We start from the raw sequence: 25,578 nt of genomic DNA, 5'->3' as shown, positions 1-25,578 counted from the left end.
CTGCGCATCACCAGGGGGAATACCGCCTTTGTTGATGTTAACGAAAACCATGTATACCTTGTCTTGTTAACTAACATACTACTGAAAGCGTAATACACATCACCTAAGAAAAGCATTATGGAAAACAAACAGAACGCCCGGGAACAGGCTGCTAAAAGCAGGGAAAACGAAAAGGATAATACGATAGGGGGAGCGCAGACCAATCGTCCGGATGCGGCGGAGCAGAATGATACCGGGTATGCGGGTACGACAAACTCCCTCAGTGAAAACCAAAGCGGTGAGGATGGCTACAAGATCGCGATAGAGGACACAATCATCGGGTATGACGGACACGAGGACCAGATGGATATGGACCTTGGAGAAGAAGACCGACGGCGCTCGGGCAAGTCGGGTGCCGGCGACAATGACTAAACAGGAGAGGCGGGCTGCAAGGTCTGCCTCTTTTGTTTATAAAGCTTCCCGCTTCTACTTCGGTATTTCTATACAGCTGCCCGGGCGTGCTCCTTTAGCGGTTCTCTGGTGAATAAAACTTTCATTCCTGCCTTTTAAAATCTGGTATATAACGGGATTATATAGTACCTTTGGGCCGAAACACCAATTAAGTTTTATTCAGATAAAGCAATACCAAATGAAGAAATTTTTTCTTTTTCTATCTTTTAATTTTGTCGCCCTGACGATGTTGGCTCAAAAGCTCAGTTCTCCAAATGGAAACCTTATTTTAACCTTTCAGATTGCTGAAAGGGGCGTTCCAACATATTCCCTGACCTACAAGGGCAAGCCCGTGATTAAGCCAAGTAAGCTGGGATTCGAACTAAAGCATAAGCAAGCAGACACAGAAACTGGGGGGAGTCGGATATGAAGCAGAAAACGATCAACGCTCAGGCGTCTCTTTATGATAATTTCTCGGTCTCCGATACAAAAACTTCAAGCTTTGACGAGACCTGGAAACCGGTGTGGGGGGAAGAAAGGGAGATCAGAAACCATTATAATGAACTTGCTGTATCCTTAACGCAAAAAGGTACAGAGCGTGAGATGATCGTCCGCTTCCGGCTTTTCAATGACGGACTGGGATTCCGCTACGAGTTTCCTCAACAGAAAAACCTGATCTATTTTGTCATCAGGGAAGAGCGCACTCAGTTTGCTATGTCGGGCAATCATACTGCTTTTTGGATTCCTGGCGACTATGACACGCAGGAATATGACTACACGACGTCGCGCCTGTCGGAGATCCGGGGACTGAATGAAAAAGCAAGGACCGCTAATGTATCGCAATCATCGTTTTCGCCGACCGGCGTACAGACGGCACTTATGATGAAGACGAACGAGGGCCTTTATATTAATCTCCATGAAGCTGCACTGATTGACTACCCCTGCATGCATCTTAATCTTGATGACAAGAACTTCGTGTTCACATCCTGGCTTACGCCCGATGCAAAAGGTGACAAAGGGTATATGCAGGCTCCCCGTACCACTCCCTGGCGTACGGTTATCGTAAGTGATGATGCCCGTGACATCCTGGCTTCGCGGATCACATATAATCTTAATGAGCCCTGCAAAATAAAAGACCCTTCCTGGATCAAACCTGTTAAGTATGTTGGCGTATGGTGGGAGATGATCACTGGTAAAAGCAGCTGGTCGTATACTAACGAGCTGCCCTCGGTGCAACTTGGCGTGACCGATTACACCAAAGTGAAGCCTAACGGAACCCACGGGGCCAACACAGCGAACGTAAAGAAGTACATCGACTTTGCAGCAGCGAACGGTTTTGACGGCGTTCTGGTGGAAGGCTGGAATATCGGCTGGGAAGACTGGTTTGGAAACTCGAAAGATTACGTCTTTGACTTCGTTACCCCTTATCCTGACTTTGACATGAAAGAGATACGCGATTATGCGAAAAGTAAGGGTATTAAAATGATCATGCACCACGAGACGTCTTCTTCTGTTCGGAATTATGAGCGGCACATGGATCAGGCTTACCAGTACATGAAAGACAACGGGTACGATGCGGTGAAGAGCGGATACGTAGGTGATATTCTGCCACGCGGAGAGAATCACTATAGCCAGTGGCTGGTGAATCACTATCAGTATGCCATAGAGAAAGCGGCACAATACAAGATTATGGTTAATGCCCACGAAGCTGTGCGTCCTACGGGCATTGCGCGTACCTATCCGAATCTTATCGGAAACGAGTCGGCAAGAGGCACAGAGTACCAGGCGTTCGGCGGAAGTAAGCCAAACCACGTGACGCTTCTGCCCTTTACACGTCTGCTTGGAGGTCCTATGGATTACACTCCGGGGATCTTTGAAATGGACATATCGAAACTGAATCCCGAAAACAAGTCGCATGTTAACAGCACGCTGGCGAATCAGCTCGCCTTATATGTGACTCTATACAGCCCGCTGCAAATGGCTGCCGATCTTCCTGAGAACTATGAACGTTTTTCTGACGCTTTTCAGTTTATAAAAGATGTGGCGGTTGACTGGGATATCAGCAAGTATCTGGAGGCGGAGCCCGGGCAATACATCACCGTTGCCCGCAAGGCTAAAGGATCTAATAACTGGTTCGTAGGAAATGTATGCGGAGAGAACGGCTTCAAGTCTTCCATTAACTTCAGCTTCCTTGATCCGGGCAAGACTTATATTGCAACGATCTACGCGGATGCGAAAGATGCACATTATAAAACAAATCCTCAGGCGTATACAATCCGAAAGGTATTGGTAAAGAATAAGTCGAAACTCGTACAGCAATCTGCGCCCGGAGGGGCTACGCCATTAGCGTGATCGAGGCGAAGAATAAGAAGCAGACCGAAGGTCTGACTCGCCTTTAGTAAAGGCACCTTTTAATGGAGTCCTTCGGCACAGTTGTGCCGAGCGAATAAGAGCGAAGTATCCATTTATTGAACGGACTTTTCTAAAACCCCCAGCTTTTCTGACGATGGAGGATTTTAGAAAAGTCCGTTTGTGTTAGTGACCCCATTATTTCTTTTGGGAAAGGCGTCGGTGTGATCGCTTTGTGAATGCCATAAGGCATTTGTTGACTCCTGCCCTTTTTTGTCTGTGATGCTGTATTTTGCGATGTTTTAGATAAATTGGAGGTTAATTTTTGATTAAATCGGTGTTTTTGTTTAATATGCATCTAATATGTCTGCAAAAACACAGGATTGGCTTGTCCTGCCTGTTTTTCTAAAAGTTCTAAACAATCAAAGAATGTATTAATGCCATTATGAGAAAAAATCTACTAGTATTCCTCAGTGTCTTCCTATGTCTTTCGCTGTCCTCTAAGGCGCAAATCCGTGTAAGCGGCGTTGTAACTTCGGCAGGGGATAAGACTGGTCTTATTGCCACTGTCAAAATCAAGGGCTCTAACAGGGGGCGTCATCTGATCTGAATGGAGTTTATGCGCTGAGTGGTGTTCCTGAAAATGCCACGCTGGTCTTCACGGCTCTCGGCCATCAAAAACAAGAGATAGCTGTTAAAGGCAGGACGGTTATCAATGTAAGTCTCTTAACCGATTCGAAGCAGCTTGAGGAAGTGATGGTAGTAGCATACGGTACCGCGAAGAAAGGTACCTATACCGGTGCGGCGTCTGTCGTCAGTCAGAAAGCATTTAAAGATGCTCCGGTTGCCTCCTTTGAAGCGGGACTGACAGGCCGCGTAGCGGGAGTGCAGGTCACTTCTTCCTCCGGGCAGGCCGGCTCTGTTCCCAGCATCCGCATCAGGGGTATCGGCTCAATGAATGCCGGAAATGAACCTCTGTATGTTATTGACGGAGTGCCGGTTGTTTCGGGAAATGTTGGGCAGCTGAAAGACAACCTCTACGCTTCAAATAATGTGATGAGCTCGATCAATCCCTCCGATATTGAGTCGATCACGGTGCTGAAAGATGCAGCAGCGGCTTCTCTTTATGGCTCAAGGGCCGCTAATGGCGTGGTTCTGGTCACCACCAAAAGGGGCAAGTCGGGCAAACCCGTTATCAATCTCAAGTCCTCAGTCGGTTTTACTCCTTCCTGGGCTACCGACAACTACGAGCCTGCGGGAATACAGGAGCAGACCAATATGCTTTATCGCGTTTTTCATGACCTGAACACCTCGGCCAAGAAGACAGACGCGGTTGCTAATTCGGATGCTCTCAGGCGGCTCAATCAAAGATTCAATAAGCACGGCTATTACTTTGAAACCGCAGGGACGGGTCTTTCGGAAAATGTCATCATTAAGGGAATGACCGATGGGGTCGAGAATCGCGAAGGAAAGTACTTCGACTGGGATGATGTTCTATTCAGGACAGGGGTTTATCAGACAAATGATCTTTCAATAAGCGGCGGTGATGCAAATACCACCTATTATTCTTCTCTGTCATATACCACAGACAAATCGCGGATCCAGGTGAACGACTTCGATCGAGTGACGGGCCGCATCAACCTCGCTCAAAAAGTAGGAAAATATGTTGAGTTCATATCCAATGTGGGCATAGGCAGGACGGGGCAGTCGGGGTATAACGATACGCGCAACACGGGAGCGAACTACTTTCTTCAATCAAGAAACCTCTTATGGCCCTTTTATTGGCCGACCGATTACAAGACCGGCCAGCCATTCACGGCACGTTATGGCAGTTTGGCTTACAACCCTGAGTACTACAATAACCAGTGGGAGAACAATTCTATTACCCGCCGTATAACAGCTAATGAAACACTCAACATCAGGCTGCTGCCTGAGCTGCTGCTGAAATCGGTCTTCTCCTATGATAACTCGCAGGTCCAGGATCATCTATATTATAGTGCCCTGCACTTTAACGGGGCAGGGACAAATGGTTCGGTGAGTGAGATCACGACGAATCTGAACAAGATCGTATCTTCTACCACGCTGAACTACACGAAACAATTTGGTGCCCACCAGCTGAACTTGCTGGCAGGATTTGAGGCGGAAAGGAACAAAACAGACTTTCAGCGTTCAACGGGTACCGATCTCGCATCCAGCTCCCTTCATACCGTTGCAACCGCCGGCACTACAAGCGCTAATGCCTACAGCTGGGGGAATACCCTCGTGTCTGGCCTGTCGCGCGCCGAATACAACTACAACCAGAAGTACTTTGCATCGGCCTCGTACCGTCGCGACGGCTCTTCCCGTCTTGGTCCGGATGCCCGCTGGGGTGATTTCTGGTCAGTAGCCGGGGCATGGACCATCAGCAGGGAGTCCTTTATGGAGCCGCTCAGTTATATCAGCAACCTGCGTTTAAGGGCCTCCTATGGGACCAACGGGACTTTGCCCACCGACAATTACGGCTGGCGCAACCTGACATTCTTCGACCAAAAATATATGAGTAAGCCAGGCGGTCTGGTTAAGACCATCAGTGATCCTAATCTGACCTGGGAGACGAACTATGCATCCAATTTTGCCCTGGAGTTCGGCCTCTTTGACCAGCGTATCACAGGATCGGTGGAGTACTTTAACAGGGACTCGAAAAATCTGCTCCAGAGCGTGCCTGTCTCTCTGGTGACCGGGTATCCGAACACCCTTAGGAATGTAGGCGAAATGAACAACAGAGGCCTTGAGATAGATCTAGGGGGCGACATCATCCGGAACAAGGAACTGAGGTGGAGCGCCAGCATCAACGGCACGTTCATGCGCTCGAAGGTGGTCAAGCTGTATAACGGATCCGACATCATCTGGTACGACCCAACCGGGGGAGAAGACAGACGTGCGCAGTTTATCTATCGTGAAAACTCTTCTCCGCTCACGTTCTATGGCTTCGAGTGGGCGGGTGTTCGCGAAACGGATGGTAAAAACGTCTGGTACGTAAATGATCCTAACGACCCTCAGGCAGGCGACTTTCTACACAACGGCCGTGGAGCGACCTTGTCCTATGCAAAGGCCAACTACACAACCCTTGGCAGTGCTATCCCTGACGTTTACGGCGGTATCAATACCGACCTGGAATATAAGGGATTCACGCTGGCCCTCAATTTTAACTACAAGCTTGGCGGTAAGCTATATGACGGAGCTTTTAAGGATGTAGCGGACGATGGCTACTACTGGGAGCGCATCAGGGCTCAGTACTATTATGATAACATGTGGACCCCTGATAATATCAAAGGTTCTTTACCCAAGCTCGACGGAAATGACTTGACCGACCCCCAGCAGTACAGCAGCAGGCAGATGCATGATGCGAGCTTCCTGCGGCTCAAGTTTGTTACCCTCGGTTACAATCTACCTTCACCGCTTGTAAAAAAAGTTGGTGCCTCAAACATCCGGGTTTACCTGAACGGCTCAAACCTCCTCACTTTCTCTAAATACAAGATTGCAGATCCCGAAGTGAATGAGTTTGGAACAAGAGGCTGGGAGACACCCTTTGGAAAGACTTACACGATGGGGATAGAAGTTGGTTTTTAATTTTAATTCAGGAAGCATAAGATGAAAAGAATATCTATATATATAAGCGTTTTCTTCCTATTTAGTCTGCTCTCATGCAAAGACTATCTGAACGAGGAGCCTAACAATGCCAGCAATTCTGCAGAGGCTATTAAAACACCGGCAGACGCCCAGGTGATGATCAACGGTATGATGAGAAGCATGACGGACGCCAGTTATTACGGCCGTAATTTTCTGATGTACGGAGATGTAAAAGGGGAGACCTGACGGTCTATGCACAGGGCCGGGGTCTCGACGCCATGTACAGCTTCAATCACTCCGTCACAACAAACGCATACGGCGGTTTCTGGTCGCAGATCTATGCCAGCATTTTGCAGGCCAACAGCATCCTGGAGGGGATCGCGCGCGTTGAACAGGCTGGGGGAGCCACGGGCTTCGACAGCTATAAGGGACAGGCCCTCACTGCCCGGGCTATGATGCATTTTGATCTTGTTCGTCTCTATGGAAAGGCCTATGACGACGATAAAAAGTCATTCGGCGTACCTTACGTCACGACGACTCTTCAGTTCAATGCTCAGCCGCTGAGGTCAACTGTTGAGGAGAACTACGCACAGATGCTGACAGACCTCAAGGCAGCAGCGCCGCTGTTGCCAAAGGCGAGGACCGACGGCTATATCAATTACTACGCAAATCTTGCCCTGCAGGCGCGCGTCTATCTGTACATGAAGGATTATGTAAATGCACTGAATGCAGCAGAAGAGGTCATCAACAACAGCAAGAGTCTTTACTCGCTGTACACGAATAGCAATTGGGTGGCTTCCTGGAAAACACGTTTCGCTTCTGAGTCCATTCTTCTGCTCGGCGTTATGCCTAATGAGAACGATCTTCTTGCAGGTGCACCCGGGATGTATCTGAGAAGGAAGGGGCACGGCAATTCAAACGCGCTCGGTCAGTTTATGGCCAGCGACTATTATCTGGACCGACTCAAGGAAGATGCGACAGACGTAAGATGCGGTATTCTGGCTGCCGACGAAACCTCAGCAAGCCGGATGGGCGCAGTGTATAAATACAGTGGCAGCACGACCCTTCAGGGTGAAGACGGAAAGTCGAGTTCTTCCACCGCTGTCGATATCAAGGTGATCCGCCTGTCTGAGGTCTACCTTATTGCGGCTGAAGCAGCATTGCCAGCCAACAGGGCAAAGGCTGCGCAATACCTGAACGAGATCAGGAAGCGTGCTCCGGCTCTGGCCCCCGCGACGGAATCTACTGTTTCGCTCGATATGATCCTGGCCGAAAGAAGCAAGGAACTGATAGCCGAGGGTCACCGCTTCTTTGATATGATCCGTCTGAACCGAGATATTACGTTTAATGATGAGTTCGGAGGACTAACCATTCCCTCCAGGCCGACGACCATTAACCGCACTTTCAACAAAACGAGACTCCCGATCCCGCAGGATGAGATCAACGCGAATCCTGGCTTGAAAGCGCAGCAGAATGAGGGATATTAAGCCCCCCTCTAAGAGTCCTTTTACGAAGCGGCCGGATGAATAAACCAATCATCCGGCCGTTTGCCTAAGGTGGCGGTGCCAACATGGAAGGCTCACATCCCTCGCTAGAAATACCTGTTTTGCAAAAAGCTGAATCGTAAAACCTGATCCGCTGTTACCGCTTAGTAATTGTAAGTCCCGAGCGGAGAACAAAATATGGCTTTAATAGGATATCATGCGTCGCACGAGCAGTTCAAACCGAGTGAACTCCTGCAATACGTAGAACAGGCAGAAGCAGCGGGCTTTCAGGCCATCAACTCATCCGACCATTTCTTCCCATGGAGCGAGCGGCAGGGGCAAAGCGGTTTCGCCCTCGCCTGGTTAGGTGCAGCCATGCGGACATCCTCACTACCTTTCGGGATGGTTTGCGCGCCAGGGCAGCGTTATCATCCGGCTATCATTGCGCAAGCCGTTGCCACACTTGGCGAAATGTTTCCCGGTCGCTTCTGGATCTCGCTGGGTAGCGGTGAGGCAATCAACGAGAAGATCACCGGGCAGGAGTGGCCTCCCAAGAAAGAACGGAATATAAGGTTAAAGGAATGCTTTGGCGTCATCAGGCAACTGCTCGAGGGACAGTGCGTTAACTTAAAAGGCACGGTAACGGTTGAGAACGCGAAGCTCTATACGCGTCCCGATGTGCGACCCTTGCTTATCGGGGCGGCCATCAGCGAAGAAACTGCTGCCATGCTGGGCGGCTTAGCCGACGGACTTATTACCATCTCAAAGCCTCTTGAAGAATTAAAACAGGTGGTGCACGCTTTCCGCACCAACGGAGGGGAGGGTAAGCCCCTAATTCTGAAGGTTCAGCTTTCTTACGCCCGGACAGAAGAAGAGGCACTTATGGGAGCGTACGACCAGTGGCGCACCAATATTTTTCAGGGAAGTGTGCTAGGTGAACTCAGAACGGTGGAGCAGTTCGACGCATTGGGCGAGTTCGTAAAGCCTGAAGACCTGCGGGGCAAAGTGGATATTTCTGCTGACCCGGCCTTTCATATCGAAAAGATCAGGGCCTATGCCGAGCTCGGTTTCGAGAGGATCATCCTGCACAATGTGAACAGGAAGCAGGAATTGTTTATCAGCGATTTTGGGGAAAAAGTACTGCCGGCTCTGCGCTAGCCGACTGTTATCTTTCTGCAACTTTTTTGTGTTTTGAGGGACCTTATCAGCCGGATTTCAGGAAAGCCGGAGAAAACCCTTTATCTTCGCCTAAATTTGCGTTGCAATTCTTAGAGAATGAGAGTCCTTTATAACTATTTGATTTCTACCCGCACAACGGGATTTATGCTGTTACTGTACGCCCTTTCCATGGCTACAGCTACATTTGTTGAGAATGACTACGGAACGCCGGTAGCAAAAGCACTGATTTACAACAGCTGGTGGTTTGAATTAATCATGGTGATCCTTATCCTCAACTTCGTGGGGAACATCAGGCGCTATCAGTTATATCGTCGTGGAAAATGGCCTCTCCTGGTATTTCACCTTTCCTTTATTCTGATTTTTATTGGCGGTGCAATCACCCGCTATATCAGCTTTGAAGGTACTATGCACATCCGCGAGGGAGAGAAAAGTAACGAAATTGTATCGGATGCATCGTTTTTGAAAGTTCAGATCACCAATGGCGATCAGGCCCTCGCCTATAAAGACGTCCCTTTACACCTGACTTCAAGCAATGTTCCATTTTTTCTAAAACCGTTCAGGAAGGATCATACTGAAGAATATGAATTCATGGGTAAGCGGGTTAAGATGCACGTACTCGACTATGTACCTCGTGCTCAGGACTCGCTTGTTGCCTCTGATTCAGGCAAGTCCATCCTTCATATGGTGGCCCTGGTCAATGGAAACCGTGAGAACAAGTATATCGAAAGTGGCAGTGTGAAGCTCATCCAGAACATGCTGGTTGCATTCAATAAAGAAACCCCGGGAGCGGTCAACATAAAAGATCAGAGCGGAGAACTCACTATTTCCTCTCCTATGGACGGTACCTATATGGTTATGGCGACCCAGACGAGAGGGGACTTGAAGAGTGCAGCAGGAGAACAGCCTTTTAGGTTGAGAAGCTTATACAATCTTCCAGGTTTAACCTTCGTGGTGCCGCAAGCTCCGCAGCGTGGTTCTATGATGCATTTTGAAGGAGATAAAAAGATAAATGAAGCTGATCCCGATCTGATCACCATGGAGCTCTCCAGCGGAGACAAGAGAGATACGGTATCATTTTACGGAGGCAAGGGGCTCACAGGTTTCCAGCACCAGTCAGAGATCAACGGACTCATTGTCTCTATAGGCTACGGATCTGCAATATACAACACACCCTTTTCTCTTAAACTTGCCGATTTTAAAATGGAGAAATACCCCGGAAGTAACAGTCCGGCTTCTTATTCTTCTGATGTAGTGATCATGGACGGAGCAAAAGAGGAGCCTTTCAAGATATTCATGAATCATGTGCTGGATCTGCAGGGATACCGTTTCTTCCAGTCGAGCTACGACCAGGATGAGAAAGGAACGATTCTCTCTGTGAATCACGACTGGTGGGGCACTAATATCACTTATCTCGGCTATACATTGCTATTCCTGGGCCTGTTCGTTTCTTTGCTTTGGAAGGGCACGCGCTTTTCAAAGCTCAATGCTCAACTCAGGCAGATGTCTGTTCAGAAGGCGGTCGTCCTCATCTTTTTTCTGTCTCTTGCGGGCGTGGTAAAAGGCCAGGATATTGACATGCACGGGCCTTCAAAGGGTGATCAGCTGATGCAGGATCAACATAACCACGACCATGATCATGATCATAGCCATGATACCGGGCAGGCTCAGGCGCAGGAACATATCCATAGTCACGTGCATGGCGGGGGAGATACTGCCAGGGTGCCGATGCCTCCTATGGCGCAAATACAAGATGCCGCTCAGTTCGCATTGAGTGTCAAAATTGACAAAGAACATGCGGCTCGTTTTGGGGCCCTGCTTGTTCAGAACTTCGACGGACGGATTGAGCCGGTTAACACCCTTGCTCTGGAAATCCTCAGAAAGCTATATCAGAAGGATCGCTTCTATGATCTCGACGCTAACCAGTTCCTGCTGTCGGTCACGACACAGCCTTTTGCCTGGGCGCAGGTGCCTTTTATTAAGGTTGGAACTAAGGGCGGCGGATCGCAGGTAATGCAGGCTACTAAGGCAAACGCTGAGGGGTATACCTCGCTCATTAACCTCTTCCAGTTTGATGAAACAGGACAGCCGCACTTCATCCTTGAAGCCGATTACCAGCGTGCATTCGCAAGAAAGCCCGCTGATCAGGATAACTATGATAAGGAGCTGATTGAACTCAACGATAAGCTGCAGGTGATGCAATACCTCATCAGCGGACAATACCTTCGCGTACTGCCTGTGCCAAATGACCCCAACAATACCTGGGCCGCCTGGAGCAGTGAGCATTCCGCTAACGCTAGCCAGAATAACCTGTTTGCCTCGTATCTGAAAGCGGTCATCTTCGCTGAATCAAACAACAGTTGGGGTAAAGCTGACCAGCTGCTCGAGCAGTTGAAGACGAACCAGCGGGTAATTGGCAAAAATGTGGTTCCTTCTGAAGCCAAGATCAAGTGGGAGATCCGCTATAACTCCTGGAACATCTTCTTTAAGCTGATGATCGTCTATTCGATATTAGGAGTAGTGATCCTTATGCTTGCTTTTGCTCAGCTCTTTATGGAGTCTAAAGTTTTGAAAAGGGTGATCTTTTCGCTGCTGGTGCTCGTCATGGCAGGCGCTCTTATCCAGGCAATAGGACTTGGGGTGAGATGGTACATCTCAGGCCACGAGCCCTGGAGCAACGGATATGAAGCAGTGATGTTTATCAGCTGGACAGGAATAGTGGCAGGACTCATCTTATATCGCAACAGCAACGCCTTTATACCTGCGGCAGGCTGCCTTGTAGCGGTCATCCTGATGGGCTTTGCTCATGGCGGTTCTCAAATGAATCCTCAGATCACGCCGCTTGTACCGGTTCTTAAGTCGTACTGGCTGATGATCCACGTAGCCATCATCACATCAAGCTATGGCTTCTTCGGACTAAGCGCCCTTATCGGGATGGTTGTCCTGCTCCTGTATATCATCAACGGGAAAAAGATTGAGAAAAAGGTGAGTTCTTCCATTACCGAATTGAGTATTGTAAACGAGATGTCGCTCACTGTAGGACTTTTCCTCCTTACGGTCGGAACGTTTCTGGGCGGTATATGGGCTAACGAAAGCTGGGGGCGCTACTGGAGCTGGGATCCTAAAGAAACCTGGGCGTTTATATCGGTTATTATTTATGCATTTGTATTACACGTCAGGCTCATCCCCGGCCTGCAGAGCAAGTATTTGTTCAACCTGCTTTCCCTTATAAGTTTCTCAAGTGTGATCATGACCTACTTTGGGGTGAACTATTACCTCTCAGGTTTGCATTCCTATGCAAAAGGTGACCCTGTACCTGTCCCGGGATGGGTGTATATCGCCATAGGAGTTGTCGCAGCCCTGGCTGTATCCTCGTATTACAGGCACAAAAAGTGGAGAGAAAAGCCGGGAAACAAAGGGGCGTCGCCCGTGAAAATAAGAGAAGCTGCAGTGTAACGCAACATCCTAATATAAAAAGAGCTCCGTTCGTAGTGAAAGGGGCTCTTTCCTGTTATGATGCTATTGATGGATTTTCACGCCCGGCTCTGCGCCAGGGGTTCAGGGTAAAACCGCTCTTTGCTGCCCCCCGGTAGGCGGATCTAAGTCAGTTGGCTATTTTTCTTATAATAAAAAATATATTAGAGGGCAATGCTATCAGTATGAGTTCAGTTTTTTTAGTAGAGGATGAAGCAAAAGTTGCAGGCTTTATAGAACAGGGCCTTCGTGAAGCCGGCTACCAGGTGCTGATCGCGAGAAGCGGAGAAGCAGCCGCGGAGCTAATGCAGGAGAGCAGCCCGGACATGTTCATCCTTGACGTGATGTTGCCCGGGATGAGCGGGTTAGACCTCTGTCAGCACATTCGGCGTACCGATACAACTACTCCTGTTTTAATGCTTACTGCCCTTGGGATGACCAGCGACAAGGTAACGGCCCTTCGTGCCGGAGCTGACGATTATCTTGTTAAACCGTGATTTTGAAAACCAGCAGCGCGCGACCCATCGCCTCGGGCAGGTTGTGCCTGTCAGCTTGCTAATCATCTTTTTCATACTTTTTGTACTTTTTGGCAACGTAAGAGACTCCTTACTCGTATTAAATAACGTTCCATTCGCTATTATGGGCGGGATTTTGGCACTCCTGATCTCCGGTCAACTTTAATATCTCTGCTGGAATCGGCTTTATCGCTTTGTTCGGTATATGTGTGCAGAATGGCGTAATACTGATCACGAGATTTAAAAGCAATATCAGAGATCTGAAGCACGGGCTTTTTGCCGGTAACAGTCTTGAAAGTGCGGTGCGGGAAGGAGTGGAATCAAGGATGCGTCCGGTGATTATGACGGCAATGATGGCCGCTATCGGCCTGGTGCCTGCCGCGATGTCTACGGGCATTGGGTCAGAAGCTTCTAAGCCCCTCGCTATTGTAGTGATTGGGGGCCTCATAACGAATACGATCTTTAATCTGTTCGTATTCCCGTCCGTCTTTTATCTTTCGTACCGTAAAAAACTTCGGATTGAAATGGAAAAGGCAGGGGAAAATAAAATTCCTGTTCACGATACAACAAAACAATGAGTACTGTAATCAGAACGACGAAGTCCGCGGGTTCCTGCAGCGCACTTGAACTATTGATGATGATCGATGATGATCTGGCCATATGGCTCGCCCACTTCGAGCAAGTGGAGATGTATGAAATGTGTGCGCTGATCCGGGATGAGATCAGAAGGCGTAAAGGTTAGGCTTAAATTGAGTTTGTGCAAGTGTCCTTGACTTTTACTAACATTGTAAAACCAATAACACCGTTATTCGCAAGGACAAATGAAACAGGAAGACCTAAATATAGAGGAGATACAAAAGAAGAATCTATTCCGTATCGTATATATGCTTAAAAGGGCCCTTGAAGATTGGGGGAATGAGAGGCTGAAGGATGTAGCCAACCCGGAATTTCATCTTAGCTATATTCCGTTCTTTATGCACATAGGGATGCAGGGAGCGTCGAACAATGCCTTGGCCGCTAAATTCAATGTCACAAAACAGGCTGCGAGCAGGATCGTAAAGGGCCTTGTTGCCTCCGGATTGGTACGCGCGGAGAAGAGCGATAAAGATGCGCGACTATCTATGCTCTATCTGACGCGGGAAGGGGAGCGATTTTATAGAAAGATGCTGAGACGAAGCGACGAGTTAAACATGATGCATATTGCCAAAATAGGAAAGGACCGATATAATGAGGCAATTGAAGTGCTTCTCACCTTACTCGAGATACACGGGGCAGACAAGAAGCCGCAATTGTAAGGGTAGACTCCTACCACTTTTGCCCCATCTTCGACTCTTTCAAGAGATTAATGCTCATGCTGTCGATGTCGGCGCAAGTCCTGTTCAGGGCGAAGCAAAGCTCAATAATTTTATTTACGTTGGTATCACTAGTCTTTAATAAATCGAGTGCTTCCTTACCGGGGAATAGTAAAAAACGGCAGATCGACTCGGGTACGTCAGGTTCGTCGTATACCATACAGTAGCAGTAGTTAAGCAGATAATACATCTGCATCTCCAGAAAAGAATAGGCCTCATTCAGCCATTTATAATACTCTTTTGGCTGCCTTGACAAAAACAGATCTTCCGGCGCATGCTTCTCATAAGAATACCAGGATTCAAATTGCCTTTCCGAAATTCCGTTCAGATTCATCAGCGAATCAAAGCAAGCTTCGATTTCCGTCATGCACGAATACAGCCGCTTTACAGCTGGACTATCAGAGTTGATCAGCAGAATAACGTCGACAGCAGATTCAGATCGTTGCGCAGGGAAGACGTCTTTTTCATTTTCTTCATCAAACATCTCAAGGTTGACCCCGAAGGCTAAAAGCCTCTGCCATGTATACTTTAATTCTTTGAGTGTTTCGATCAGCTGGTTGCGGTAATTGTTCTTCGTAATCACTGTAGACGTTAGTTAATAATTTAAGTACCCTTGCGTCATATTTGCAGACCTTCTCCACACCAGGCATACACGAAACGATAAACAAAAGGCCTGAAAAAAGCGCAGGGGGTTAATACTATGGTTTCTCAAATATAATCTTTTGTAAGACTGAAATTTTAAACTTTATGTTACCTTAATTAAAAAATAATAAAAATTGTAACAAAGGTCCAACATTTTTGCCTCTATTTGGTTTTACAGAAAACCGAATTCATCTAAAATGACACCCTCAGAAACGTTACTTAAGCTTGAAAAGGAAGCAGACGAAAAACATCTCCTTTATCTGACAGCAGGGCAGGAACTGGTAAAGCAAGACGGAATCATTCCCAAGGCTGCCCTTGATAATTTTGAAAAAGCAAAAGAAGAATGGCAGAAAGCATCGGCTGATTACCGATCGTTCCTGTCGCAGTTTGCTAAAGAGAAGAAGGTATCCTAATGGTTGCCCGTTAGTGAGCCTTTCATTTATTACTGCCGGCGTCCCTGGTATCAATGGGAGTCGGCATTTTTTTATTGCATGAACGCTTAGTCGCCTACCACTGCCAGTGGGTTCGCATATTGATTGTGGTATCCTGACTCACCAGGCCGAACCGGGCAGTTGTTCAGCATTATGCTTACCATACGCAGTGACGGATGAGAAATCATTTACTGCCTCGCTGACTGTTTGACAAACTCTGCTACCTCGACCATTGGAGCTACCCATATTTCGTCTTTATGCTGTTTAAGGTAGTTTATAAGCTTTTGATGCTCGTCAAACGCGACATTCAGACTGTGCTCGCCGCCTACGCCATGAAATAAAAACACAATGACGGAACCTCTTTGCTCGGCCTCCTTGACTTGCCGGATCATCTCCTGTCCTGTACTTTTTGACTCTGAGAAGGCGGGAATATCTGAAAGGTTTATTTCCCCGGGCTGCAGATAGCGAGGCGTTACACCGCGCGCTCCGGCAAAATCTTCTTTTAATGCATTGTAAAAAAGCGAGTCGCCCACCCGGAGGTCGCCGCAGGGGTAAGCAAAAGTTCGGATTTTTCTACCGTCAATCGCTTCTAACAAGGTATTCGTGACCTTAACCTCCTGGATAGTGCGGCTAGCGGAATATTTGCTAAGGTCATTCTCGGGTGTTACAAAAGATCGCTGGGGCAGGCTCCCATCGCAAGGGTGATTCAGGCTGTGATTACCCAGTTCATGCCCTTTTTGGGCTGCTGCTCTCCAATCGTTGATGCGGGCAGAGACCACAGGCGAGGAGCCGATCAGATAGAACGTTCCCCGGAACCCGGCGGCCTCAAGCGCCGGCATTACCTTGTCGAGATGCACGTTGAGCGCGTCGTCATAGGTGAGCACCACTGCACATTTTTTACCATTCCATTTGTTGGACGTGCTCTGAGCTGAGGCCGGACCGGCAAAGATGAGGAAGAGAGAAATGAGAAGAACAAAGCTGGATTTGCTAAACATGGTATTCGAATTGGTTCGTAAAGCAAATGTAAAAGAGACAGTGTAAAAAGTAAATATGATATCTGTATTTATTAACTACAGAGGATCAGGTCTTTAAAAAGAAAGGGAGTCATGCCGACGCTATACGGACCAGCCTGGACTGATGCACCAGGCCTCTGCGTTTGATCTTTTTCAAGGAGGAGTTCCTGCAGCTCTCTGCCGGATATTCGCTTATTCGAAAACATGCAGCAAGAAAGAGGGGCCAAAAACGTGCAGATATTGAGGCGGAACTAAACCGCCTGGGAAAAAGTAAAATAATGTACGGGGAAATAACGTATTTTGCTATTTGTTTTTATGGTAAGACTTTTACTAGCCTATATAAGCCTGCAGATTTTTCTTTCTGCGACCTATGCCCAGGTGCAGATTGCTTCTCCCAAAATTGTGAACTACAGCAATGACGACTACACGGGCGGAGTGCAGAACTGGAACGTGGCACAGGATAAGCACGGCATACTCTACTTCGGGAATAATGAAGGGTTGGTGACCTTTGACGGTCGCTTCTGGAAGCTGTATCCTCTTCCTAACTATACCGTCATACGTTCGGTTCAAGTTGACTCTCTTAACCGGATATTCGTAGGAGGGCAGGACGAAATCGGCTACTTTTATCCTGGTAAGAGAGGCATTCTGCAATACCACTCGCTTACCGCGCTTATACCGGAGAAAGAAAGAAAGTTTGCTGATGTATGGAATGTATCGATTGTGGGAGAGAGCGTCTTTTTCAGAGCGTTCGCAAAGATTTTCCAGTTTAAGGAGAATTCCATTAGAATCTTCAAGCCGGCACGTGCCTGGGACTACATGGGAAGTGCCGGCAGCCAGGTCTTCGCGCACGAAATCGGGAAGCCTCTCCTGACCTATACCGGAAAGGCTTGGGAGCCACTGCAGAGTCACCCACGGCTGGATGGAGCATCTGTGACCTCAATCATTCCTTACAGCGGTGATACGCTCCTGATTACCACGCTGAAGGACGGGCTCTTTCTCCTTTACGGCAAACGTATAGTAGAAAAACATACAAGTATAGACGCAGAACTAAAAAGCAATCGGGTTTACTGTTCGAGCATCGTCAATAAAAGGTGGATTGCTCTGGGGACTATGTCAGCCGGCCTTTTTATAGTCGATCGTGCAGGAAATCTCGTTCAGCGCTATACTTCGGAACAGGGGCTGCAAAAGAACAATATACACGGCATGCTGATTGACAGGAACGGCAACCTCTGGCTCGCATTAGATGGTGGTATTGACTTTATCGCAATCAACAGCGCCATCAAGTTCATATCACCGGCAAGGGATCAGCAGTTAACCGTATATGCAATCAGCCGGTTCAAGGATCGGCTTTATATAGGATCCTCAAGCGGACTGCTCTCCGCGCCAGTTGATCCACGCCAGTCTGATATCAGCCTGTCAAGAGGTGCCTTTAGTGAAGTAAAAAATGCAAGAGGGCAGGTCTGGGGTCTGGAGGAGATCAACAACCGGCTTTTACTGGCGCATGATGAGGGCCTTTTTATTGTAGAAGCCAATGTAGCCAGTAAGGTTTATTCGGCTCCGGGCACCTGGATATTCCAACCCGTTTCCGACGTTTTTCCCTCGGCAGAGGTGCTTGCCGGAACCTACTGGGGGCTGCAGAAAATTCAATTTAACGGTCCCACTGTAAAAAATGCGGGGCACATAGATGGATTGTTCGAGTCGTTACGGTTCCTGGTTTATGATAATGCCGCCAATGTTGTGTGGGCATCGCATCCCAACCGGGGGGTGTTCAGGATTGAGCTCGATAGCCAGAGGAAAAAGATTGCAAAATATGCGCTCTATACCAAAGCCAGCGGGCTTCCATCGTCAGAGTACAATTACGTTTTCCGGATCAGAAACAGGATTGTTATAGCCACAGAAGATGGCGCCTACGAATTTGGCCAAAAGAATAATAAGTTTATTCCATCACCCACGCTTTATGGCTATACAAAAGGAGTAAATCTTCAGTATATGCGCGAAGACAATGAGGGTAATGTTTGGTTTGTATCCAATAAGAAAGTGGCGGTTATTGACTTTACCCTAAGGTCTGGGCCTGCTGTTATTCAGTTCCCTGAACTCAACGGAAAAGTGGTGGGAGGTTTCGAATCAATTTATCCCTTAAACAGCAACAACGTCTTTATTGGCGGGACCAGGGGCGTTTTTCTTATCAACTATAGGAAGTACAAAGAAACCTTAACAAAACCGGACATCGTGCTGAGCTCCGTCAGGTCGACGGGAAGAACCGATACGGTGATCTTTGGCGGTTACTTCGTGAGCGAAGGAATGGTAGGAACGGCACAAGACAGAAATAGCAGGCCTCGTCTTTCGCATAAGCAAAACTCTCTGCATTTTGAATACTCCTCAACGTTCTTCCAGCAGCAAAGCAACATCGAGTTCAGCTATCAGCTGGAAGGTTTTGAACAGACCTGGTCATCCTGGAGTAGAAAGGCTGAAAAGGACTATACCAATCTGTCGCCAGGCGAGTACGTGTTTAAGGTTAAAGCACGGAATAGTCCCGGGAACGAATCGTATGTAATATCTTATTCCTTCGTTGTTGAGCCGGCGTGGTACCAAACCGTTTGGATGTACACCTTCTATGTTCTGGTCTTGGTGCTGGTAGTTTTTGCTGTGTTGAAAGGACAGCGCAAGAAGCACTTGAAAACACAGGAAAAACTAAACTACCTGCACCAGCTGGAGCTGGATCGCTCGGAAAAAGAAATCGTTAGGTTGAAGAACGATCAGCTTGAGGCTGACGTCAACTACAAAAACCGCGAGCTGGCCAGTATGACCATGCATCTGATACAAAGAGGCGAGGTGCTGAGCAAGGTAAAAGAGGCTATATCGGCTCTTGTGAAAAAGAACGAAGGGGCCTTAGAAAATTCAGCAAGTGTCAAACAACTCCTGCGCCTGATCCGCGAGGTAGAAAGAAAGCAAGAGGACTGGGAACAATTCACGATCCATTTCAACCAGGTGAATTCTGATTTCTTTGCTGTACTGAAGGATCGTTATCCCGAACTGACCTCCAATGAACTCAAACTTTGCGCCTACCTCAAAATGAATCTTTCATCAAAGGAGATTGCCCAGCTAATGAATATTACCGGCAAAGCAATTGAAGTGGGAAGGTACCGGCTTCGCAAGAAGCTGAAGCTCTCACCCGACACAAACCTCTACGACTTCCTTATGAAAGTATCGAAAGACGCGAAGCAAAATCCTAATTAGCAGAATTAAGCAATAGCAGAAATGTTTCGGCTCGTTTCTTCAGAGCAGGGGGACGATACTGGCATGTCTCGAGAATAGTCGAGATGTAAAACTCTTTACATAAGACTGTTACAGTTGGACTGTAGTGGTCTTGTAGGGGCCGTAGTATTGTATAGTTGTCAGTTTTTTGTGGCCTGTAGGGTTTGTGTAGGGTGGCAAAACGCGGCTGCGTATATCCATCGCATTTACATTTGATCCATGGCTGCCACCAGAAGCAGCTGCCAATTATTAACTAATTCTCATTAATTATTCTTATGAAAAGAAGAATTACTTTAATTCTATTTCTTTCTTGCACGTTGTTCTGCCATCTGCAGGCATGGGCACAAACGATCAGGGCGACGGGAAAGGTAGTGAGTAAGACTGATGGGCTTCCTCTTCCCGGAGTGTCGGTTGTTATTCGCAACACAAGCAAGGGGACCAGCACAGATGTGAATGGAAACTTTAGTATTACAGTTCCTTCAGTCGGTACCGTTCTGGTTTTTAGTCAGATCGGCATGAAAACTCAAAATGTGGTGGTAAGGAACTCCGACCCATTGAGTATAGCACTGGAGGAAGGAACCGCTGCCCTTGACGAAGTTGTAGTAGTCGGTTACGGTGTCCAAAAAAAGAGCGTAGTGACGGGCGCCATCAGCAGCGTCAAGGCATCAGCGCTCGAATCAATGCCTATTAACAGGGTAGAGCAGGCGCTTCAAGGGCGAACTTCAGGCGTTACGATTGCTTCGAGCTCCGGTCAGCCTGGAGCAGGTTCCTCTGTGCGCATCAGAGGTATTACAACTATCAACAATAACGATCCTCTCTGGGTAGTAGACGGCGTGGTTGTTGACAACGGCGGGATAGGCTACCTGAATCAGTCGGACATCGAATCCATCGAAGTATTGAAAGACGCCGCCTCTCAGGCAATATATGGTGCCAGGGCAGCAGCGGGCGTTATTTTGATCACCACGAAGAAGGGCAAAGCAGGAGACATAAGGATCAACTACAACGGATTCTACGGAACTTCACGGCCTGCGAGGAAGCTCGACCTGCTAAATGCCTCACAGTATGCCATGCTGCGTAATGAACAAAGTCTGGCAGCAGGACAAGGTGTCGTATTTGAGAATCCCGAATCTTTTGGAAAAGGCACTGACTGGCAATCGGTCATTTTCAATAATAGTGCAAACCGGCAAACGCACGAGCTAAGTGTAAGCGGCGGAAGCGACAAGATCACATTTTACACCTCCTTCGGGTATCTCGACCAGGAAGGTATCGTGACAAGCGAAATCTCAAAGTTCAAGAGAATGAACTTTCGGATAAACAGCACCTATAAACCTGTAAAATGGCTGACTTTTGGAGAGAATGTAGGATACTCTTATGATAAGTCGACGGGACTGGGCAATACGAACAGCGAGTTTGGCGGCCCATTAAGTTCTGCCATTAACCTTGATCCGATCACTCCTGTGGTGATTACAGATCCAAATGTAGCGAGCTCAAGCATTTATATCAACAACCCGGTGATCAGGGATGCAAATGGAAATCCATACGCGATATCACCATATGTACAGAACGAGATCACGAATCCGATGGCCTATATTCGTACCCGGGAGGGTAACTACAGCTGGGCCCATAATATTGTTAGTAATGTATATGGAGAAGCAGAAATTATTAAGGGGCTAAAGTTCCGGTCAACGCTGGGGGCAAAGCTGGCATATTGGGGTAACGAGAGCTTCACTCCAATTTTCTTCCTCAATAATAACTCCAAGAGCACACAAACCTCTTTTAACAGAGGGATGAATATGAGTACTGCCTGGAACGTCGAAAATACCCTTTCGTATACCAGGAATTTCGGTAAGCATACACTCGTTGGCTTAATCGGACAGGGAGCGTACCTGGACAACAACTCGCGAAATATCAATGTGAGTTATTATGATATTCCAGTAAGCTCATTCGGTGATGCGTCACTGAACTACAGTATACCGAGAGACAAGAAGAATGCAGGGGGCGGAGAGGGAGCACAGCATAAGGTAGCATCTGTCTTTGCTCGTCTGAACTACAACTACGACGAACGATATCTCCTGGAAGCACTGATCAGAAGAGATGGCTCGTCGCGTTTTGGCAGTAATAACAAATACGGAACATTTCCCTCATTTTCTCTTGGCTGGGTAGCTTCGAAAGAGGCGTTTTGGCCATCGAACGACGTAGTTGATTTCTTAAAGTTCAGAGGCGGCTACGGAGTGGTAGGAAATGACAACATCGGCGACTTCGCCTATTTAGCAACGATTGGTGGCGGAAGAAACTACACAATCGGAACGGAGGGAAGTTATCTTGCGGGCAATAGTCCAAACGCGCCCTCTAACCCCGACTTAAAGTGGGAGCAGACGAGTCAGACGAATGTGGGGATGGATGCCAACTTGTTCCGGAATGTGACACTTACAATCGAGTGGTATAAGAAGGTTACTACTGATATCCTAAGGAATCCCCGTATTCCAGCTTATGTCGGTGCGATCTCAGATCCTGCCGCCAATGTGGCCGATATGAAAAATACGGGCCTGGAGCTTGAACTTGGTTATCGTAATAAGCTTGGCCAGCTAAACTACTCTATAAACGGAAACGTATCACGTTCTAGAAATGAAGTGACCTGGCTGGGAAACGGTCTTACCTATTTGGCAGGCGGGCAGTCATTTCAGTCCTCCAGTTATCCGATCACACGAACTGCTGTTGGGCAACCAATCAATTCCTTCTTCGGTTTTAGGAGCATGGGAATTTTTCAGACGCAGCAGGAGGTTGATGCTTATGTGAACGAGAGCGGCAGCAAGATCCAGCCGGAAGCACAACCAGGAGATTTCAGATGGAAGGATGTGAACAATGATGGTAGGATTGACGAAAACGATAGAGAATTCCTTGGGAGCCCGGTTCCGACCTGGTCCTATGGGCTAACCGTTAATGCGGCCTACAAAAATTTCGACGTTGTAATTTTTGGGCAGGGATCCGGCGGCAACAAGATCTTTCAGGGATTAAGACGGCTTGACCTGCCGAATGCAAACTGGCAAACAAGGGCCCTGAGCAGATGGGCTGGAGCAGGCACGAGTAACGACTATCCCAGACTGGTTGCCGGAGATCCTAATAAGAACTTTAGCAGCCCTTCAGACTTCTACCTCGAGAGCGGCAATTACTTCAGGATTAAAACGCTGCAGCTCGGATACTCATTTCCCAAAGGTCTGATCAGCAAAGCGGGAATGCAAAGACTGCGTCTCTATGTTATGAGCGAGAACCTTCTCACCTTTACGAGGTACACTGGTTTCGACCCGGAAATAGGGGACGGTGTGATGAGTATTGACAGGGGCATCTATCCTCAGCCCCGTTCGTTCATGGTAGGAATAAATGTTGGTTTCTGATTTTAAATTGTAAGAAAATGAAAAGAAAAAATATAGGCAGACTACTGATCCTTGCTGTTGCAATACAACTTTCGGCGAGCTGCTCATCCGATTTCCTGGAAGTTAAGCCAAAGGGCACTGATCTGGAATCAAATTACTACAAGAATGAAGCGGAGGCATTTAACGGCCTGGTAGCAATCTATGACGTCGTTGGATGGCAGGGAGGCGGATATGTAACGAAGATAGGTACCGCCAATGTTGCTTCTGACGATCACTATGCTGGCGGGGGCAATGCCAATGACATCACCGATTATCAGGTGATGTCGAATTATACGCTGAGCCCCGCAGTTGGCCCACAGGGAGAACTTTGGAAAGCCGGGTTTTCCGGAGTATTCAGAGCAAATGTTTTGCTGCAGAAGCTGCCGAATGTTCCCATGCCGGAAGCCACAAAAGCGAGGTTTATGGCAGAAGCCAAGTTTCTGCGGGCATACTTCTATTTTGATCTGGTAAGACTGTTTCGGAATGTGCCCTTATTAACGACACCAGTGTCTACCGAAGAGATGTATAATGTACTGCAGGCTGCACCTGCAGATGTATATAAACAAATCGAACAGGACCTTCAGGAAGCTCTGTCAAGTAACGCGCTGCCTGATCAAGTTCTTGCTGGTAAGGAAGAGGGCCGGGCCACAAGCGGCGCTGCTCACGCCTTGCTCGGAAAAGTATACCTGTATCAGCAGAAATGGGCTGATGCTGCAAGAGAGCTGGCAGAGGTGAACGGGACCCCGGGTGAGAGGAACGCCCGCTACGGATATAAGCTATTGGACAACTTCGGGGATCTCTGGAAAGCCAGCAACAAGTTCAACAGTGAATCGATCTTTGAAATTGCTCACAACTCGACCTCTGGAGGAGACTGGTCCTGCATATCCTGCACAGAAGGGAATATTTTAAACATCCTGATGGGACCAAGAGGGTACACCGCGAAGAAAGCCGGAGCTCCTGACTATGTTGCGGGCTGGAGCTTTATTATCGTAACTCCGGACCTCTTTAATGCCATCCATCATGACCCCCGATATAAATATACAATTGCCAATCTTGACAGCTTGAAAAGCAACGGTATAGCAGACTATACGCCTGGCTATATGAATACCGGCTACTTCATGGAGAAGTTTCTGGGAAGGGAAAGAGACCGCTCAACCGGAGCCGGCGCAGTTGAACTGAATTTTCCTCAGAATATGTACGACACCCGCCTGGCAGACACTTATTTGATGGAAGCGGAGGCTTTGGTGAGAGGAGCGGGTGATATGGGAAGAGCGCAACGGCTTTTAGATGCGGTCAGAAAGCGCGTAGGATTAGGCTCAATACCAGTTACAGTAGATAACATACTGAATGAGCGTCGTCTTGAACTAGCTGGAGAAGGGCACCGCTGGTTTGATTTGATCAGAACAGGAAAAGCAGCTGAGGTGCTAAAAAGCAAAGGGTTCGTAGCCGAAAAACACGAGGTCCTTCCAATTCCGCTTCTTGAGATGGATAATACTAAGATAGAGCAAAATAAGGAGTATGGCGGCACTAAATAGTAATTGTAAAAAGAAAAAAATGAGATCAGCAACGAAATACAGCTATATAGCGGGCCTCGCTTCTATACTTGCGTTCAGTGCCTGTAGTCCTGAGGAGTTCAAAGCAGACAACGCTCCGGCTCCCACAGCATCTTTTACCGCCACACCGTTGGCAGGTCAGCCAAACAAGATCGTTTTAAAGAGCACTACTGAGAACGCATTTCTCTGGAACTGGGACTTCGGAAACGGAGTGAAGTCAAGGAAAGAAATTGACACCGTCCTGTTTGATCAAAAAGGTACGTATGCAGTAAAACTCGTGATCAATACGAAAGGTGGAGCGGCGACTGTTACTCAGAATCTCCAGATTGAGAATGATTACCCCGGCGTCAATATCCTCCCGGGAGGCGACGCCGCATCAGCTAGTCAGCAGTACTGGACTGTACTCAATACTGGAGGCACTCAGACCAATGTAAGTTTCGCGAACAATTCAATCAATTTTTCCAATAGTGGCGACTCTAATGGTGCTATCTTTCAGGCAGTGGATGTAAAAGCTGGAAAGAGCTATGCACTCTCGGCCCGGGTAAGTGGCCAGGGAGCAAGCAACAGCTGGATGGAGATTGATCTCCACGAGAAAGCGCCGGTACAAGGAACTGATTACGGAAGTGGTAAGGTTGTCGGTATCAACACATGGACGGGCTGCGGGAAGACGCCCTTTGACGGCAATATCTTCGATGTGGGTTGCGATGGACCGAAGACCAAAAACATACAGTTCTCGCAAAGTGGAAAAGTATATCTGGTCATCAAGGCAGGAAGCAGCGGAGGTACGCTCGGAGCCGGGGGTATCACAGTCAGGGACATCAAATTAAACGAGAAGTAACAATAAAGGCAGGCGGGTACAGTTAATCCGGCTGCCTTTTGATTTAAT

The 25,578-nt window shown here is 47.9% G+C and carries 18 protein-coding genes and 1 pseudogene; 17 read left to right on the top strand and 2 right to left on the bottom strand.

Going from position 1 to position 25,578, the window contains the following annotated elements; genetic code table 11:
* The first annotated feature begins 117 nt into the window (after positions 1-117).
* The 12 genes and pseudogenes from ACES2C_RS17240 (at position 118) to ACES2C_RS17185 (ending at position 14,331) form a co-directional block, all read left to right on the top strand.
* Positions 118-411 carry a hypothetical protein gene (locus ACES2C_RS17240; protein ID WP_374164305.1) on the top strand — a complete coding sequence of 98 codons (294 nt, stop codon included), beginning with the start codon at positions 118-120 and terminating at the stop codon, positions 409-411.
* A gap of 217 nt (positions 412-628) precedes the next feature.
* A complete protein-coding gene (locus ACES2C_RS17235; protein ID WP_374164304.1) occupies positions 629-859 on the top strand; it encodes a glycoside hydrolase family 97 N-terminal domain-containing protein in 231 nt (76 codons plus the stop codon).
* Positions 856-2,781, top strand: a complete 1,926-nt coding sequence (locus tag ACES2C_RS17230; protein WP_374164303.1) for a glycoside hydrolase family 97 protein — start codon at positions 856-858, stop codon at positions 2,779-2,781. The genes ACES2C_RS17235 and ACES2C_RS17230 overlap by 4 nt, the downstream gene beginning before the upstream one ends.
* Before the next feature lie 603 nt (positions 2,782-3,384).
* Positions 3,385-6,387 (top strand): SusC/RagA family TonB-linked outer membrane protein, encoded by a 3,003-nt coding sequence (locus tag ACES2C_RS17225; RefSeq protein WP_374166977.1) that lies wholly within the window; start codon positions 3,385-3,387, stop codon positions 6,385-6,387.
* Positions 6,388-6,408: 21 nt separating this feature from the next.
* Positions 6,409-6,633: a hypothetical protein gene (locus tag ACES2C_RS17220; RefSeq protein WP_374164302.1), complete on the top strand. Its 225-nt coding sequence runs from the start codon at positions 6,409-6,411 to the stop codon at positions 6,631-6,633.
* Positions 6,634-6,665: 32 nt separating this feature from the next.
* Positions 6,666-7,874 (top strand): RagB/SusD family nutrient uptake outer membrane protein, encoded by a 1,209-nt coding sequence (locus ACES2C_RS17215; protein ID WP_374164301.1) that lies wholly within the window; start codon positions 6,666-6,668, stop codon positions 7,872-7,874.
* 195 nt (positions 7,875-8,069) lie between these two features.
* Positions 8,070-9,029 carry a TIGR03885 family FMN-dependent LLM class oxidoreductase gene (locus tag ACES2C_RS17210; protein WP_374164300.1) on the top strand — a complete coding sequence of 320 codons (960 nt, stop codon included), beginning with the start codon at positions 8,070-8,072 and terminating at the stop codon, positions 9,027-9,029.
* Positions 9,030-9,146: 117 nt separating this feature from the next.
* Positions 9,147-12,503: a c-type cytochrome biogenesis protein CcsB gene (ccsB, locus tag ACES2C_RS17205; RefSeq protein ID WP_374164299.1), complete on the top strand. Its 3,357-nt coding sequence runs from the start codon at positions 9,147-9,149 to the stop codon at positions 12,501-12,503.
* Between the two features lie 203 nt (positions 12,504-12,706).
* Positions 12,707-13,018, top strand: a complete 312-nt coding sequence (locus ACES2C_RS17200; protein ID WP_374164298.1) for a response regulator — start codon at positions 12,707-12,709, stop codon at positions 13,016-13,018.
* Positions 13,017-13,614: pseudogene (locus ACES2C_RS17195) on the top strand (efflux RND transporter permease subunit); the annotation flags it as partial. The gene ACES2C_RS17200 and the pseudogene ACES2C_RS17195, both read left to right, overlap by 2 nt.
* Positions 13,611-13,778, top strand: coding sequence for a hypothetical protein (locus tag ACES2C_RS17190; RefSeq protein ID WP_374164297.1), 168 nt, complete (start codon positions 13,611-13,613; stop codon positions 13,776-13,778). The pseudogene ACES2C_RS17195 and the gene ACES2C_RS17190, both read left to right, overlap by 4 nt.
* A gap of 79 nt (positions 13,779-13,857) precedes the next feature.
* Positions 13,858-14,331 carry a MarR family winged helix-turn-helix transcriptional regulator gene (locus ACES2C_RS17185; protein ID WP_374164296.1) on the top strand — a complete coding sequence of 158 codons (474 nt, stop codon included), beginning with the start codon at positions 13,858-13,860 and terminating at the stop codon, positions 14,329-14,331.
* A gap of 10 nt (positions 14,332-14,341) precedes the next feature.
* Here ACES2C_RS17185 and ACES2C_RS17180 read toward each other — a convergent pair whose 3' ends face one another.
* The gene (locus tag ACES2C_RS17180; RefSeq protein WP_374164295.1) at positions 14,342-14,971 is read right to left on the bottom strand and encodes a hypothetical protein; all 630 of its coding nucleotides are present in this window, start codon (positions 14,969-14,971) and stop codon (positions 14,342-14,344) included.
* 256 nt (positions 14,972-15,227) lie between these two features.
* Between ACES2C_RS17180 and ACES2C_RS17175 the strand changes: the two genes are divergently transcribed.
* Positions 15,228-15,443, top strand: coding sequence for a hypothetical protein (locus tag ACES2C_RS17175; protein WP_374164294.1), 216 nt, complete (start codon positions 15,228-15,230; stop codon positions 15,441-15,443).
* A gap of 206 nt (positions 15,444-15,649) precedes the next feature.
* On the opposite strand, the gene ACES2C_RS17170 is transcribed toward ACES2C_RS17175, so the two are convergent.
* Positions 15,650-16,456 (bottom strand): polysaccharide deacetylase family protein, encoded by an 807-nt coding sequence (locus ACES2C_RS17170; RefSeq protein WP_374164293.1) that lies wholly within the window; start codon positions 16,454-16,456, stop codon positions 15,650-15,652.
* Between the two features lie 333 nt (positions 16,457-16,789).
* On the opposite strand from ACES2C_RS17170, the gene ACES2C_RS17165 reads away from it, so the two are divergent.
* The 4 genes from ACES2C_RS17165 (at position 16,790) to ACES2C_RS17150 (ending at position 25,530) form a co-directional block, all read left to right on the top strand.
* Positions 16,790-19,711, top strand: coding sequence for a triple tyrosine motif-containing protein (locus ACES2C_RS17165; protein ID WP_374164292.1), 2,922 nt, complete (start codon positions 16,790-16,792; stop codon positions 19,709-19,711).
* Positions 19,712-20,004: 293 nt separating this feature from the next.
* A complete protein-coding gene (locus tag ACES2C_RS17160; protein WP_374164291.1) occupies positions 20,005-23,121 on the top strand; it encodes a SusC/RagA family TonB-linked outer membrane protein in 3,117 nt (1,038 codons plus the stop codon).
* Between the two features lie 17 nt (positions 23,122-23,138).
* Positions 23,139-24,674, top strand: coding sequence for a RagB/SusD family nutrient uptake outer membrane protein (locus ACES2C_RS17155; protein ID WP_374164290.1), 1,536 nt, complete (start codon positions 23,139-23,141; stop codon positions 24,672-24,674).
* Positions 24,675-24,693: 19 nt separating this feature from the next.
* Positions 24,694-25,530, top strand: coding sequence for a PKD domain-containing protein (locus ACES2C_RS17150; RefSeq protein ID WP_374164289.1), 837 nt, complete (start codon positions 24,694-24,696; stop codon positions 25,528-25,530).
* Positions 25,531-25,578 lie beyond the last annotated feature (48 nt).

Source organism: Arcticibacter sp. MXS-1, from assembly GCF_041902385.1.
Taxonomy (GTDB): Bacteria; Bacteroidota; Bacteroidia; order Sphingobacteriales; family Sphingobacteriaceae; genus Arcticibacter.
Note: the sequence above shows the minus strand (reverse complement) of the source record. Positions and strands in the feature narration are given on the sequence as shown.